This is a genomic window from Altererythrobacter ishigakiensis, from assembly GCF_001663155.1.
GTDB lineage: Bacteria > Pseudomonadota > Alphaproteobacteria > Sphingomonadales > Sphingomonadaceae > Erythrobacter > Erythrobacter ishigakiensis.
Genome location: NZ_CP015963.1, coordinates 1,487,274 through 1,502,477, shown reverse-complemented (window position 1 = coordinate 1,502,477; position 15,204 = coordinate 1,487,274). Strand labels below are relative to the sequence as shown.

The 15,204-nt window shown below is 58.8% G+C and carries 15 protein-coding genes and 1 tRNA gene; 7 read left to right on the top strand and 9 right to left on the bottom strand.

From position 1 onward, the window contains the following. The first annotated feature begins 45 nt into the window (after nt 1-45). Nucleotides 46-906 carry an alpha/beta fold hydrolase gene (locus A6F69_RS07110; protein WP_067602722.1) on the top strand — a complete coding sequence of 287 codons (861 nt, stop codon included), beginning with the start codon at nt 46-48 and terminating at the stop codon, nt 904-906. A gap of 7 nt (nt 907-913) precedes the next feature. Here the strand turns inward: A6F69_RS07110 and A6F69_RS07105 are convergent, their stop codons facing one another. The 9 genes from A6F69_RS07105 to A6F69_RS07065 form a co-directional block, all read right to left on the bottom strand. Further along, nucleotides 914-3,139: a S9 family peptidase gene (locus A6F69_RS07105; RefSeq protein WP_067599188.1), complete on the bottom strand. Its 2,226-nt coding sequence runs from the start codon at nt 3,137-3,139 to the stop codon at nt 914-916. Nucleotides 3,140-3,315: 176 nt separating this feature from the next. Continuing rightward, entirely contained in the window at nt 3,316-3,684 is a 369-nt protein-coding gene (rplS, locus tag A6F69_RS07100; protein ID WP_067599185.1) for a 50S ribosomal protein L19, read from the bottom strand. Continuing rightward, nucleotides 3,681-4,499 carry a tRNA (guanosine(37)-N1)-methyltransferase TrmD gene (trmD, locus tag A6F69_RS07095; protein ID WP_067599182.1) on the bottom strand — a complete coding sequence of 273 codons (819 nt, stop codon included), beginning with the start codon at nt 4,497-4,499 and terminating at the stop codon, nt 3,681-3,683. The genes rplS and trmD overlap by 4 nt, the downstream gene beginning before the upstream one ends. Beyond that, nucleotides 4,496-5,449 (bottom strand): carbon-nitrogen hydrolase family protein, encoded by a 954-nt coding sequence (locus tag A6F69_RS07090; RefSeq protein WP_067599179.1) that lies wholly within the window; start codon nt 5,447-5,449, stop codon nt 4,496-4,498. Before A6F69_RS07090 ends, trmD begins: the two co-directional genes overlap by 4 nt. A gap of 3 nt (nt 5,450-5,452) precedes the next feature. Continuing rightward, entirely contained in the window at nt 5,453-5,971 is a 519-nt protein-coding gene (rimM, locus tag A6F69_RS07085) for a ribosome maturation factor RimM (RefSeq protein WP_067599176.1), read from the bottom strand. A gap of 8 nt (nt 5,972-5,979) precedes the next feature. After that, nucleotides 5,980-6,492 carry a 30S ribosomal protein S16 gene (gene rpsP, locus A6F69_RS07080; RefSeq protein WP_067599173.1) on the bottom strand — a complete coding sequence of 171 codons (513 nt, stop codon included), beginning with the start codon at nt 6,490-6,492 and terminating at the stop codon, nt 5,980-5,982. 43 nt (nt 6,493-6,535) lie between these two features. Then, complete coding sequence (gene ffh / locus A6F69_RS07075; protein WP_067602720.1) at nt 6,536-8,020, bottom strand: signal recognition particle protein; 1,485 nt, start codon at nt 8,018-8,020, stop codon at nt 6,536-6,538. A gap of 117 nt (nt 8,021-8,137) precedes the next feature. Beyond that, nucleotides 8,138-8,213, bottom strand: a tRNA-Ala gene (locus A6F69_RS07070). Nucleotides 8,214-8,496: 283 nt separating this feature from the next. Further along, nucleotides 8,497-8,838 carry a TIGR02300 family protein gene (locus A6F69_RS07065; RefSeq protein WP_067599170.1) on the bottom strand — a complete coding sequence of 114 codons (342 nt, stop codon included), beginning with the start codon at nt 8,836-8,838 and terminating at the stop codon, nt 8,497-8,499. A 183-nt stretch (nt 8,839-9,021) separates the two neighbouring features. Between A6F69_RS07065 and aroA the strand changes: the two genes are divergently transcribed. The 6 genes from aroA (at nt 9,022) to A6F69_RS07035 (ending at nt 15,141) form a co-directional block, all read left to right on the top strand. Further along, a complete protein-coding gene (aroA, locus tag A6F69_RS07060; protein WP_067599167.1) occupies nt 9,022-10,335 on the top strand; it encodes a 3-phosphoshikimate 1-carboxyvinyltransferase in 1,314 nt (437 codons plus the stop codon). Nucleotides 10,336-10,376: 41 nt separating this feature from the next. Further along, nucleotides 10,377-10,574 (top strand): CBU_0592 family membrane protein, encoded by a 198-nt coding sequence (locus tag A6F69_RS07055; protein ID WP_067602713.1) that lies wholly within the window; start codon nt 10,377-10,379, stop codon nt 10,572-10,574. A 14-nt stretch (nt 10,575-10,588) separates the two neighbouring features. After that, nucleotides 10,589-11,209, top strand: a complete 621-nt coding sequence (gene cmk / locus A6F69_RS07050; protein WP_067602717.1) for a (d)CMP kinase — start codon at nt 10,589-10,591, stop codon at nt 11,207-11,209. Nucleotides 11,210-11,420: 211 nt separating this feature from the next. Beyond that, on the top strand, nt 11,421-13,127 hold the full coding sequence (gene rpsA / locus A6F69_RS07045; RefSeq protein ID WP_067599164.1) for a 30S ribosomal protein S1: 1,707 nt from the start codon (nt 11,421-11,423) through the stop codon (nt 13,125-13,127). 269 nt (nt 13,128-13,396) lie between these two features. Beyond that, complete coding sequence (gene gloB, locus A6F69_RS07040) at nt 13,397-14,155, top strand: hydroxyacylglutathione hydrolase (RefSeq protein ID WP_067599160.1); 759 nt, start codon at nt 13,397-13,399, stop codon at nt 14,153-14,155. Between the two features lie 5 nt (nt 14,156-14,160). Then, nucleotides 14,161-15,141, top strand: a complete 981-nt coding sequence (locus A6F69_RS07035) for an NADPH:quinone oxidoreductase family protein (RefSeq protein WP_067599157.1) — start codon at nt 14,161-14,163, stop codon at nt 15,139-15,141. Nucleotides 15,142-15,204: the final 63 nt, after the last annotated feature.

Here is a 15,204-nt window from a genome sequence, read left to right as displayed (position 1 = left end):
ACGCCCCGCTGCCGAAGGTAGCCCTGCATGGCAAGAGGAAATCCTATGCACGCCGATACAGCAGACTGGCGCAGCCGCGCGAACTATTTCACCTTTGAAGGGCACCAGATTGCCTATTGGACGGGCGGGGAAGGCCCGCCGCTTCTGCTGGTTCATGGATTTCCCACCTGCTCGTGGGATTGGGCGCCAGTATGGGAGGAGCTCTCCAAGCGGTACAGCCTGATCGCGTGCGACATGTTGGGCTTTGGTTTGTCCGCAAAACCCCGTTCAGGTTATTCGATCCACCGCCAGACTGATCTTCAGGAAGCCATGCTTTCACACCTTGGGATCAACGAGTTCGATGCGCTTGTGCATGACTATGGTGTGTCGGTGGGTCAGGAATTGCTTGCGCGGCAGCATGAGGGATCAGGCGCGACGGGCCTTGGGCAAATGCTCTTCCTTAACGGAGGGATTTTCCCGGATCAGCACCGCCCGCGGCCAATCCAGAAACTCGGCACTTCGCCCATAGGCTTCATCATCAGTCGGCTAATGAACCGCAAAGGCTTCGGAAAAAGCTTCTCGGAAGTTTTCGGCCCAGACACTCAGCCCACCGAGGCTGAACTGGACGAGTTTTGGGAGTTCATGAGCGAGAATGACGGCAATCTGATCTTTCACAAGCTGCTGCACTACATCGCCGATCGCCGCGAACATGAGGCGCGCTGGGTGAGCGCGTTGGAACATACGCAGGCGCGTATCGGCTTGATCAATGGTGCGCTTGATCCAGTGTCCGGCGAGCACGCCTATCGCAAATGGTGCCAGGTGCTGCCCAATGCGCGCCACCATTTGCTGCCCACAATCGGGCATTATCCGCATGTGGAAGCACCTGGCGAAGTCACCGCCAAGGTACTCGAATGGTTGGCTGGATAGCCCCGCCTTATTCCGGCGGAGTTACTCCATGCCGCGCGAGGAAGCTGAAATAGGTGTACCACAGATGCGGTGAAATCTGCTCACCCGCCACGCGATGTGTGTAGCCGGGATAGAGCATCATTTCGAACGGCACATTGTTGCCTTGCAGCTCCGCAATGAGCTCTGACGAGTGTTCGAAAACCACATTGTCATCCGCCATACCGTGCACCAGCAGCAGCGGATCGGACATCTTGGTTGCATCCGCCATCGCATTGGCAGCGGTGTAAGCTTCAGGCACAAGGCGCGGGTCGCCCATGTACCGCTCGGTATAGTGGGTGTCGTAAAGCTCCCACTTGGTCACAGGCGCGCCGGAAATGCCCGCCGCGTATACGCCCGGCTCTGCCTGCAAGCGCTTGAGCGTCATATAGCCACCGTAGGACCAGCCATAGATCGCGATCTTGTCCGGATCGACGAAATCGAGCGTCTTGAGGTACTCGGTCCCCTTCGCCTGATCGCGCACTTCAACGCCGCCCATCGCGCGGTAAATCGGCTGTTCGAAATCGACCCCGCGATTGTTCGATCCGCGGTTGTCGAGCGCGAACCAGATGTAGCCCTTGTCGACCACAGCCTGCGCCAGCGCGCCATCCCAACCGCGATCAACCAACTGCGGGCCAGGCCCGCCATAGTGGTAGAAGAACACAGGGTATTTCTTGCCCGGCTCCATCTCCGGCTTGAGCATCATGTAATGCAGCGGCGTACCGTCTTCGGCAGGGATCGTGCCAAACTCGGGCGCAACATGGCTGGCCAGATGCGGCGCATAGGGATGATCCGCGTTGAGCGCGTTTTCTTCCACCCATGCGATGCGATTGCCGTCAGTATCGGCCAGATAGGTTTGCGGTGGCTGGTTCGATGCCGAACGCGAAATCAGCAGCGATTGCCCCTTCTTGTCCATGCTCGCCGAGTTGACGAATCCCGGCTCGGTCAGCCGCGTCCATTCGCCCGGTGTATCGAGATCAAGCGCGTAGATATGGCGTTCCAGCACGCCATCGGCATTGCCTTCAAAGTACAGCCTGCCGCGCTCCTGATCGACACCCACGAGGCCGGTGACGACCCACTCGCCGCTGGTAAGCTGCGCCCATTCGCCTTCGGCAAATCGATAGAGGTGCCCAAAACCGTCGCGCTCGCTCCACCAGATCAGCGATCCGTCGTTGAGGAAGCGGTAATTGTCGTCAAGGTTGATCCAGAATTCCTCACGCGCTGCGTTCTCCGTGAACCACACTTCGCTTGTCCCGGTCTTCGGATCGACCCGCAGCATATCGAGCACGGTCTGCTCGCGGTTCTGGCGCTGGACGTAAAGATAGTCGTCCGGCCCCCAGTCCACGCGTGCGAGATAGATGTCGGTCTCCTCACCCAGATCGACCTTCACTTGGTTTCCGCCTTCCGGGTCCATGATGTAGAGCTCAACCAGTGCATTGTCGCTGCCCGCAAATGGGTATTTCTGCGAGAAAACCCGTGTGCCGGTCGCGCCAATCGCGGCGCGGTTCACCACCGCGACGGGTGTTTCATCGGTGCGCTGGACCGCGATGCGCGTGTCATTCCCGTCCCACCAGAAGCCGGTTAGGCGCGCCATCTCTTCCTGTGCAACGAACTCGGCCTCACCCCAGCGAATATTCTCGCCCTCTTTGAGGGTTATCGGCTTGGCTTCCGCGCCGACTTCACCGACCCAGAGCTGGCGGTCACGCACGAATGAGACATATCCGCCGCGCGGGCTGAGCTTGGGATTGAGTTCGCTTTCCTCGGTATCGGTCAGCTGAGTGACCGAACCATCAAGCCCGGCGAGGTACAGATCACCGTCCAGCGGCACGAGCACGGACTTCCCGTCACTCGCCCATTGATAGCTGATAATGCCCTTCAGATTGCCGACGCGCTGGCGCTCACGCTGCATCAACTCATCTTCGGACAAAGTACGACCGGAACTGAGCTTCTCGCTATCGACCAACATGGTCCAATCGCCAGTTTCGCGGTCATAGCCCCACAGATCATAACGCGCGCTGTCATCCTCGCGATTGCGCAGCAGCGTCAGATAGCGCCCATCAGGCGACAGCTTGGCCTCGCGCGGGCTGGAACCATTAAGGCTGGGCGAGGCAAAGACACGCTCAAAAGTCAGTTCTGGTGCATCACTCATTGCGTGATCATCCGCGAGTGTTGGAGTGGCAAAGGCAAGCGAAGCAGCAACAGCAAGCAATGTGCGCATAGCAATGGGGTAGACCTCTTATTTCATCGTCATTGCGAGCAACCGTTAGGTTGCGCGGCAATCCAAGGATGTACCATGGATTGCTTCGCTAACGCTCGCAATGACGAAAAAGGTCCCCAGAACGAAAAAGGGCGGCCCGTGGTGGACCGCCCTTCTCTATTTCGTTGATGTGAGACTTACGCCTTAGGAGCGTTATCCCGACGTTCTGCGATACGCGCACGCTTACCGGTGCGGCCACGCAGATAGTAAAGCTTCGCGCGACGCACGACACCGCGGCGAACCACAGTGATGCTGTCAACGATCGGCGCGTAAAGCGGGAATACACGCTCAACACCTTCGCCAAAGCTCATCTTGCGCACGGTGAAGTTCGAGCCCATTCCGCGGTTCGAACGTGCAATCACCACGCCTTCGAAATTCTGAATACGTTCGCGGTTGCCTTCCTTAACCTTCACGCCGACACGAACGGTGTCGCCTGCGCGAAATTCAGGAATGTCTTTGCCAGCCTTGGCAATTTCTTCCGCTTCGATCTGCTGGATCAGGTTCACTGGTCCAAGTCCTTCTTCTTTCGCTGCACACCAGAGGCAGAACGGACCGGATCGCCACTATAGCGTTCCCACAAGTCCGGCCTGCGTAGCCGTGTTGTCTCTTCCGCCTGAGCTTTACGCCAGGCTGCGATCTTCGCATGATCCCCCGATCGCAGCACTTCAGGGATCGTGCGCCCTTCCCACTCTTGAGGTCGGGTGTATTGCGGATATTCGAGCAATCCGTCTTCGAAGGATTCCTCATGTCCGCTTGAAGGCGCGCCCATTACGCCGGGAAGCAGCCGAATGCAAGCATCAAGTATCGCCAAAGCCGCCGGTTCCCCGCCGGAAAGCACGATATCGGCAAGGCTGACTTGCTCGATTTCGGGGCGAGCCTCGAACAAGCGCTCGTCAAACCCCTCAAAACGGCCGCAAATGATGGTGACGCCGGGTCCGGAGGCAATCTCGCGAATGCGCGCCTGCGTGATCGGTTTCCCGCGCGGTGTCATGGCCAATATTGGTATGGAGACGGGGCCACCCGCGCCCTCCGCACCCTTGTGTCCTATCGCTTCGCTGCTTGAGGACAGTCCACCCGTTCCGCCGTTTGCAAGCAGACTATCCAACGCAGCGGCCATTACATCCGCCTTCAGCACCATGCCCGCACCGCCACCGGCAGGCGTATCATCCACCGTGCGGTGCTTATCCGAAGCGAATTCGCGCGGGTTGACCGTGTCACAAGACCAATCACCGCGCTCGAGCGCCTTGCCCGCAAGGCTAACGCCCAGCGGCCCGGGAAACATCTCCGGGTAGAGAGTAAGGATGGTGGCAGCGAAGGTCATTGTCTCCAATTCACCCCATCCTTCGAACGCGTATCGACACTGAGTTCGAAAACATCAGGGCGTGAGTAGTGGCCATCGGTGTCGAGGCTCGCGAGGCCTTGGTCAATTTCTCTAAGATCCAGCTCTGCATACAGCGTTTCTTCGACCTCGCCTGCTTGCGCAATCACGCGCGCATCGGGAGCAACAATCATCGAACCGCCCCGATTCAGCCGCTCGCCTTGAATGGCGTTGAACAAAGCCAACGCCTCATCATTGCCGCCTACTCTTTCCAGCCCATCAAACAGATCAGCGCGGTGCTGCACGAGCCCTGCGGCGAGCACGAAACTGCGCCCCTCCATCGCATAGTGGCGGCTCGCAATCGCATATTGCTCGCGCACGGTTGGCCATGCGGCGACATGCACGCTTTCGCCCAGGTTATGCATCGCGGCGCGCGCAAGCGGCATCCAGTGCTCCCAGCAGATCAAATTGCCAAGCCTGCCCCACTCCGCCTGATGCACACCCAGCGTCGAGCCATCGCCGCGCATCCAGATCAACCGCTCACCATGCGTCGGCACCAGCTTGCGGTGATCCAGCGGCGCTTCGCCGGGGCGGAACAGCAGCTGATTGTTGTAAAGGCTCTGGCGCACCCGCTCATGCGCGCCGAGCGAGATGCACGCGCCCGTCTCATCGCACAACTCCTGCAAAGGCAACAGCCGCTCGTCATTGGGCACAATCGCCTGCTCCAGCATGATCGCGTGCAGCGCCTTTGTGCCAGGATGATCCCACACTGCGGCCCCCGGCGCTTCATCCAGCCACAGCGGATATCCGCCAAGGAACGTCTCGCCAAACGCGACCATCTGCGCGCCATTGTCGATCGCTTCCTTGGCAAGCCGTGTTGCTTTCTCGATCCCGCCCGCAAAATCGAGCGGAATGGGCGCGGCCTGACATATGGCGACGTTGAGTTTGGTCATCCCCTACTCGTCAACGAAATCGGCTGCGATCACAAGTCTTTCGTCGTTCCACTCGATCACTGCATCCTTGGTCATCGGGACCATAAAAGTCTTCATGCCCTTAGCCGGTGGCGGGTCTTTTTCGATCTCGATTACGTCGGTCGCGCCGAAGTTCTGCACGGCGACTGTCCGTCCCACAGTCTCGCCCGCATCGGTGACGACAGCCAGCCCGACCAGGTCCGTGTGGTAATATTCACCTTCGTCCAGCGAAGGCAGCGCCTCGCGCGAAACGCTGAGCACGGTTCCGCGCAGCTTTTCCGCAGCGCCGCGACCTGACACCTCGGCAAAGCGCGCAATCGCGCCGCCTTTGTTGTCAGAGCGTATCTTAGTGAGGGTTAGGTCACCCCCGTTGAAGCTCTTATGCCTGGCAAGCGCATCCACGCCTTCGCCAAACAGCTTCAGGCGGACTTCGCCCGCCACGCCATGCGCGCCGGTAACAGCGGCCAAATCGATCGATTTCGGCGTGACGGGCGTATCCGTCATGAAAAAGCTTACTCAGCCTTTTCTTCGGTTGCTTCTTCAGCAGCTTCCTCAGCGGGTGCTTCTTCCACAGGAGCTTCTTCGGCGGCTGCTTCTTCAGCAGGCGCCTCTTCAGCTGCAGCTTCTTCAACAACTGCTTCTTCTTCAGCCGGTGCTTCGGCAGCTTCCTTGGCTGCTTCTTCGGCTTCAGCAAGCTTAGCCGCCTTTTCTTCAGCGCGTTCCTTCGCAGCTTCGCCCGGCTCACCCTTCTGCGGGTTGTTGCGCGGTGCACGCTCAAGGATGCCAGCCGCATCAAGGAAGCGGTGCACGCGGTCAGACGGCTTTGCACCAACGCTCAGCCAGTGACGTGCACGATCTTCGTTGAGCTTCACGCGCTCACCCGAATCCTTCGGCAACATCGGGTTGTAGGTACCGATCTGCTCCAGATACTTGCCGTCACGTGGCGCGCGCACGTCTGCAACGACGATGCGGTAGTATGGGCGCCTCTTCGCGCCACCGCGCGACAAACGAATTGCAACTGCCATTGTGTATTACCTTTCCAGTCTAAATCTTTGTAAATTCGTGAAATTACTTCTTGTTCAACATGTCTCTAAGTTCCGGCGGGAGGGTGTCGGGATCAACCGACGGTCCTTTAGCGCCACCTAATCCGGGCATTCCGCCGCCCATGCCGCCACCGGGGCCGCCAAGGCCGGGCATCGCAGCACCCAGACCGCCACCGCCAAACATCGATGCGAGGCCCTTGAGGCCGCCCATCTTCTTGATCTGCTTCATCGCGCGGCTCATTTCCTTGTGCATCTTCAGAACCTTGTTCACGGTCTGCACATCGGTGCCGCTGCCTGCCGCCACGCGCTTCTTGCGCTTGGCATTCATTAATTCGGGCCGTCCGCGCTCTTTCGGCGTCATCGAACCGATGATCGCATCCATATGGACGAGCACCTTGTCGTCCATATCACTTGCTGCCAGCGCCGCCTTGGCCTTCTTCATGCCCGGCATCATGCCCGCCAGCATGCCCAACCCGCCCATGTTCTGCATCTGCTGCAACTGGGTGCGCAGGTCATTCATGTCGAACTGACCCTTGGCCATGCGCTTGGCGAGCGCTGCGGCATCTTCTTCCTTGATCGTCGCCGCGGCCTTTTCGACCAGGCTGACGACATCGCCCATGCCCAGAATACGGTCGGCAACGCGTGACGGATGGAAAGCTTCAATCGCATCGAGCTTCTCGCCCGTACCGGCAAACTTGATCGGTTTGCCGGTCACGTGACGCATAGACAGCGCCGCACCGCCGCGTGCATCGCCATCCATACGGGTGAGCACGACACCCGTCAGCGGAACCTCACCGGTAAAGCTTTGCGCAACGTTTACGGCGTCTTGACCTGTCAGGCTGTCGACCACCAGCAGCACCTCGGTCGGCGCCGACACGGTGGAAATGGCCTTCATTTCGGCCATCAGTGCTTCATCGACGTGCAAACGGCCCGCAGTGTCCAGCAGCAGCACGTCAAAGTTTTGCAGCTTCGCCGCTTCCATTGCGCGGCGCGCGATATCAACCGGCTGCTGGCCGGCAACGATCGGCAAGGTAGACGTGTCTGTCTGCTCACCCAGCACGGCCAACTGTTCTTGCGCCGCGGGACGATTGACGTCGAGCGACGCCATCAGCGCTTTCTTGCCGTGCTTTTCACGGATCAGCTTGCCCAGCTTCGCAGTCGTTGTGGTCTTACCAGAGCCCTGCAGACCGACCATCATGATCACGACCGGCGGCTTGGCCTCAAGATTCAGACCCGGGGTCTCTTCCCCGCCCAGCATGTCGACCAGTTCGTCATGAACGATTTTGACGACCTGTTGCCCCGGCGTCACCGAACGCAGAACGTCCTGACCCACGGCCTTCTCGGTCACGGCATCGATGAAACGACGCGCCACCGGCAAAGCGACATCGGCTTCAAGCAAGGCGATGCGCACTTCGCGCATTGCGTCACGAACATCTTGCTCTTTCAGAGCGCCGCGGCCTTTGAGCTTGTCAAAGACGCCGCCCAAGCGGTCGGACAGATTGTCAAACATCGTCTTCAACTCCTCATTCAGACCGATTGGTCTGATTAAATGCGAAAAACGCCGGCGGACGAGAACTCGTCGGCCAGCGTGCGAATCTCATGTGAAATCCGACTTTTATCAGGTGACTGGTGGAGCCTAGCGGGATCGAACCGCTGACCTCTACAATGCCATTGTAGCGCTCTCCCAGCTGAGCTAAGGCCCCGCGCCAGTCATATTTGCGGTCTCAAGAACCGCAGGAAGCGCCCATTATTCGGCGCCGCTACTCTTTGCAAGAGTATTTTGTTTTCCGCAAACGCATCCGCGTTCGCGATCTCCTCGCTCTCACGACCTGAAGGTCGCGTCGCCGCGGGCGGTCGCCCTTGCCCCTCGCTGGTCGCTCGGCGATTGGTTCTTGGCCACGGCAGTCAAAGCGCGACTGCGCGTCGGCCGGTTAGGCCGAAAGCCAAGCGGGCCGGATGGCCCGCGCCCGGCGCTTTAGGGTCACATCAGGAGTCGTCGTCTTCGTCGTCGCCTTTGCCCTTGCTTACGCCAAGGTCATCATCGCCGCCGAGGTCAACATCATTGTCAGGCGAATCGTCAGCGTCGTCGATATTCTCCAGATCCTTCAGATCATCATCATCGTCGCCGCCCAGATCGCTATCCGCTTCGCCGTCCTTCTTCTTGTCCTCGTCTTCGAACGGGATCGGCTGCTTCGGTTTCAGAACTGGTTCTGGATGCCATTCTTCGCCGCACTCGATGCACGTTGCCGGATCATCCTTACCCAGATCATAGAAACGTTCCCCGCATTTGGGGCAGGAACGCTTTGTGCCCCATTCTGGCTTAGCCATGTCTTCATATTCCCTTGGTCGGGCCCGCTGAACCTAGGATATGCGAGCCGCGCAAAAATATCTCTTTCTTGATGGGTAGTATTTCAGCCCGAATCAAGAGCGCGGCGCGCCTTGCCATAGGGGCATGGCGCTGTCAAAAGCCGCGGCACATATTTGCATCCTTTTTGATACCGAGAACCTTCCTTGCCACAATACCGTTTTGCCGCATCTGGACCGTTAACCGGGCGTCTGCGCGTTCCCGGCGACAAGTCGATCAGCCACCGTTCGATCATGTTCGGAGCTCTGGCAGTGGGCGAGACGCGCGTATCCGGCCTGCTCGAAGGCGAAGACGTGATGGCGACCGCCGCTGCGATGCGCGCAATGGGTGCAACCATCGAAAAGCGGGGAGATGATTGGTCTATCCATGGGGTTGGCGTCGGCGGGCTGCTCCAACCCGATACTTCGCTTGATATGGGCAATAGCGGCACCAGCACGCGTTTGCTTATGGGGCTTATCGCTAGCCACGGCATCACCGCGCGATTCACTGGAGATGCAAGCCTGTCCAAGCGCCCGATGGGCCGGGTGATCACGCCGCTGAGCGAAATGGGCGCAAGTTTCAAAGCGTCAGAGGGCGGGACTTTGCCGCTCACCATGCATGGCGCCCTGCCCGCCATACCGATCACCTACCGCCTCCCGGTCGCCAGCGCGCAGGTGAAAAGCGCGGTCCTGCTCGCGGGTCTCAATACGCCCGGAATTACGACCGTGATCGAGCCAGTCCCGACACGCGACCATTCGGAGCGGATGCTGCGCGGATTCGGCGCCGAGATGGAAGTCGAAGAGTCAGGAGGCGAACGCGTGATCCGTATTCATGGCGAAGCGGATCTCAAGCCTCAAGACGTCGTTGTTCCTGGCGATCCATCATCAGCGGCCTTCTTCATTGTCGCAGCGCTAATAACCGAAGGCAGCAATCTTGTTATTGAGAATGTCGGCCTCAATCCGACGCGTGCGGGTCTGATCCAGGTCCTGCGTGACATGGGCGGGTATATCGAAGAGCTGGACCGCCGCGAAGTTGGCGGTGAACCTGTTGCGGACCTGAATGTGAAGCATTCAGCGCTGACCGGCATCGATGTCGATCCGGCGGTTGCGCCCAGCATGATTGACGAGTTTCCGGTGCTGTTCGTGGCTGCAGCACTCGCCAACGGCACAACCACTACAAACGGCCTCGACGAACTGCGTGTTAAAGAGAGCGACCGGCTATCAGCGATGGCGGCCGCGCTCACGCTAGCGGGTGCGAGAGTGGAGGAACGCAAGGACGGCTTAGTAATCCAAGGAACGGGCGGCGAGCCACTTGCCGGCACATCGGGCGAACCTGTCACGACGCACCTTGATCATCGCATTGCCATGAGCATGGCAGTGGCCGGCCTTGTCAGTCGCGACGGCGTGGAAGTGGATGACGTGTCACCTATCCAGACCAGCTTCCCGAACTTTATGGACTTGCTTCAAGAGGCTGCATCTTGAGTGAAGCACTCGACATATACAGCCTGATCGGCTTCGTTGGCATGGCCTGTATCATTGGCGCCTATTTTTACCTTACCGCCAAGGACGAACCGAACCCGTTCATCTTGCACGGTACCAACCTTGTCGGTGCGGCCCTTTTGACCGTATCTTTGCTGGTTCACACCAATTGGCCGAGCCTGGTTCTCGAAGCCTTTTGGGCCGCTATTGCAATCTGGGGCTTGTGGAAGGCGCTGAAGTGACGGAAAGCCAAGACATGATCATCGCTGTCGACGGACCCACTGCCTCGGGCAAGGGCACTATAGCCAAAGCCATTGCTGCGCATTTCGAGCTGCCCTATCTCGACACTGGCCTGCTCTATCGAGCGGTCGGCTATCAAACAGTTGCAGATGGCGGCGATCCTGATAACCCGCAAGATGCTCTGGAAGCATGCAATTTTCGCAGCGATCTGTTGCGATCCTCCGCGCTACGAAGCGAAGAGACTGGCGGATATGCGAGCCGTGTCTCCACTCACCCAGAGGTACGCAATGCTCTGTACGAGCGTCAACGTGCTTTTGCCGACCAGGAAGGTGGCGCTGTATTGGATGGGCGCGATATCGGCACCGTGATTGCGCCAGAGGCAGATGTGAAGCTGTTCATTACCGCGAGCGTGCAAGAACGCGCCAAGCGCCGCTGGCTAGAGATGAGGGGTCGGGAAATCGACATTCCCCTCTCAGATATCGAGCGCGACATTGCTGCACGCGATGCCCGTGATATCAACCGCAAGGATGCGCCCTTGCGAGCCGCGCCAGACGCGCTGGTGATCGACACCACGGCCTTTGACAAAGACCAAGCAATCGAGGCAGCAATCGAAGCCGTCACTCAGGCGCTGCGCTAGACCTCAAACTGCTTGCTTTCTGGCCCGCTTTCGCTTAGGCGCGCGCCCGTTCTCGCAATCTATCGGATTGAAAGGACCTCTGCGCTGGTATTCGGCCGCGCGGAGATGTCGGCCTCTTGCCCCGTACACCTGCGCAATGGTGCGTATTGAGACGGAGAAAGACCCCGGAAAAACCGGTGGCCGGTAGCAAAACGATTAGGAAACTTAACTTATGGCGACTTCGCCCAACCCAACGCGCGACGATTTTGAAGCGCTACTTAACGAACAACTCGGTGGTGCAGACGATGGCGGTTTTGAAGGCCGCGTAGTCAAAGGCACCGTGACCGCCATCGAAAACGGCATGGCGATGATCGATGTAGGCCTGAAGTCAGAAGGCCGCGTCTCTCTTAAAGAATTCTCTCGTGGCGATGACGACCACGGTCTCGAAGTTGGCAGCGAAGTCGAAGTCTTCGTTGACCGGGTAGAGAACGCAGACGGCGAAGCCATGCTCAGCCGTGACCGTGCGCGTCGCGAAGCAGCCTGGGACAAGCTCGAAAACGAATTCGGCGAAGGCAAGCGTGTAGACGGCCGCATCTTCGGCCGCGTCAAGGGCGGCTTCACAGTCGATCTCGACGGCGCAGTTGCCTTCCTGCCCGGTTCACAGGTTGATATCCGTCCGGTTCGCGATGTCACTCCGTTGATGGATGTGCCGCAGCCGTTCCAGATCCTCAAGATGGATCGCCGCCGCGGCAACATCGTTGTCTCGCGCCGTGCGGTTCTTGAGGAGACCCGTGCAGAACAGCGCAGCGAGCTGATCAACGATCTGGCTGAAGGTCAGGTTATTGACGGCGTAGTGAAGAACATCACCGATTACGGTGCATTCGTTGATCTGGGCGGCATTGACGGTCTGCTGCACGTCACCGACATGAGTTACAAGCGCGTCAATCACCCGAGCGAAATCATCGAGATCGGTCAGACCGTGACCGTTCAGATCGTTCGTATCAATGAAGACACGCAGCGCATCAGCCTGGGTATGAAGCAGCTCGAAAGCGATCCATGGGATGGTGTTGCTGCGAAATATCCGGTCGGCGCGAAGCTTTCAGGCACAGTCACCAACATCACTGAATACGGTGCCTTTGTTGAGCTGGAAGCCGGCATCGAAGGCCTCGTCCACGTGTCTGAAATGAGCTGGACCAAGAAGAACGTGCACCCGGGCAAGATCGTGTCGACCAGCCAGGAAGTTGAAGTTCTGGTTCTCGAAGTCGACAGCGAGAAGCGCCGTATTTCGCTGGGTCTGAAGCAGGCTCAGGGTAATCCTTGGGAAGAGTTTGCAGAGAAGCACCCAGTTGGCAGCGAAGTCGAAGGCGAAGTCAAGAACGCTACAGAATTCGGCCTGTTCATCGGTCTTGATGGCGACGTCGACGGCATGGTTCACATGTCGGATATCGCATGGGGCATTTCAGGCGAAGACGCATTGGCGCTCCACCGTAAGGGCGAGCAGGTCAAGGCGATCGTTCTCGACGTTGATGTCGAAAAAGAGCGCATCAGCCTGGGCATGAAGCAGCTTGAGAAGGGCGCACCATCGGCAGACGGCGCAGACGCAAGCGCACTGCGCAAGGGTCAGACTGTTACCGTGACCGTCCTCGAAGTTCGCGATGGCGGCTTGGAAGTCCAAGTGGGCGACGATGGCGCAACCGGCTTCATCAAGCGTTCTGATCTTGGTCGCGACCGCGATGAGCAGCGCCCGGATCGTTTCCAGGTGGGTGCAAAGGTCGATGCGATGATCACCGGTTTCGACCGTTCGAAAAAGCCGAATTTCTCGATCAAGGCGCGCCAGATCGCTGAAGAGAAGGAAGCAGTGGCACAGTTCGGTTCGACCGACAGTGGTGCATCTCTCGGCGACATCCTTGGCGAAGCACTCAAGGGCAAAGACGACTAATGTTGGAGAGGCGTGGATCATCCGATCCACGCCCTTCGGCCTAACCGGCCGGCGCGCGGTCGCGCTTGGACTGCCGTGACCAGGGACCAAAACGCCGAGCGACCAGCGAGGTGCAAGGGCGACCGCCCGTCCGCAGGCCCGACAGGGCCGAGGATAGCCAAGGTTGCGGATGCAACCGCCGGCGCTTGAAGCCAAACAAGAAAAGGCCCGTTTGCTCATCGCAGCAGACGGGCCTTTTCTATTGCACCTATGAAGCCTAGATTGACCGCATGACTTTACAAATCCATCAGTTTCCGTGTCTGTCCGACAATTACGGCTTCCTCATCCACGATCCCGCAAGTGGTGAGACCGCTGCGATCGATACGCCGGATGGTAAGGAATATCTGCGGCAAGCTGACGCAAAAGGTTGGAAGATCACGCAGATCTGGAACACCCATTGGCATCCCGACCATGCAGGCGGGAACAAGGATATCATTGCTGCAACCGGTGCAAAGGTAATTGCGCCGCAGGAGGTCAAAAAACTGTCCGAGATTGATCAGATGGTCAGCCATGGCGACAGCATCTCGCTTGGCGGTTTTACAGCCCATGTGATTGACGTCAGCGGCCACACTAATGGCCATATCGCGTTCCATATTCCCGAAGCAGGTGTAGCGTTTGTGGGCGATAGCGTGTTTGCGCTCGGCTGCGGTCGGATGTTCGAGGGCGAGCCCAAGCAATTCTGGGAGAGCCTCAGCCGGATCAAGGCATTGCCGCCGGAAACAATGCTCTATTGTGCACACGAATATACGCTAGCGAATGCCGAGTTCGCAGTTCATGCCGATCCGGAAAACAAGCAGCTGCAAGCTTACGCAGCTTTGGTTGTCAGCATTCGCAACCAGGACGAACCGACCGTTCCCGCCCAGCTGGCGCGCGAGCTTGAAACCAATCCCTTCCTGCGCGCAGATGATCCGGCGATAATGGCTAAATGGGGGGGCGACGCGCCGCATGAGACCTTTGCCGCTCTTCGTGCCGCGAAGGATAATTTCTAAAGGCAATGCAGTCTCTTCGCGTCGAACGTATTTCTGATGACCTGTCAGGCGTTGCGCTGGCCGATCAGCCACAGCCAGTGCGTAATCAAGGCGAAGTGCTGGTGCGTGTCCGTGCGGCTTCGCTCAACTTCCCTGACTTGCTGATGACGCAGGGAAAGTATCAGCTCAAACCGGAACCTCCCTTTACAATCGGGCTAGAGCTGGCAGGCGAAGTTATCGAAGCTGATAAGGACAGCCTCTTCAAGCCAGGCGACAAGGTCATCGGCGGCAACAAGACGGGTGCATTCGCAGAGTTCGCATGCATTCCTGAACGCGGACTACGCCCCCTTCCCCGTGGTCTGAACTTCGTACAAGGCGCAGCGATGGGCGCGGCCTATCAGACTGCTTACACAGGACTAGTTGAACTCTGCAGCCTTACCGCCGGGCAATGGGTCATGGTGACCGGGGCTAGCGGCGGTGTGGGACTGGCTGCGATCGATCTGGCCAAGGCGTTAGGCGCACAAGTGATTGCGGCAACCGGTTTGGATGCCAAGCGTGAACGCATTGACGCGCTCTACAAACCTGATGCCGTGATCGTCAGCGTAGACCGGTTCCGCGAGCAGGTAAGCGAGATAACTGGTGGCGAACTTTGCGATATCGTGTTCGATCCGGTTGGGGGCGACGTATTCGACGAATGCACCCGCTGCGTCAGCTTTTCGGGCAAGCTGGTCGTGGTCGGCTTCACCAGCGGGCGCATTGCCGACATCGCAACGAATATTCCGCTGATCAAAGGCTTCTCCGTCGTCGGCCTGCGCGCTGGTGAATATGCCCGGCGTTTCCCGGAACGCGGTGCAGCGATTAGTGACGGGATAGCAAAACTGGCGTCCGAAGGCCGGATAAAGCCAGCAATCGACCGTGTATTGCCGCTTTCGCAATGGCGCCAAGGCTTTGAGGCCATGGCTAACCGCGAATTAGTCGGCAAGGTGGTGTTCGAGCCGGGCGAATAGAGAAAACACGCGCACCAACAATAAAGGCGACCCCCTCAGGCCGCCCCGTTTGATTTGTTTCAA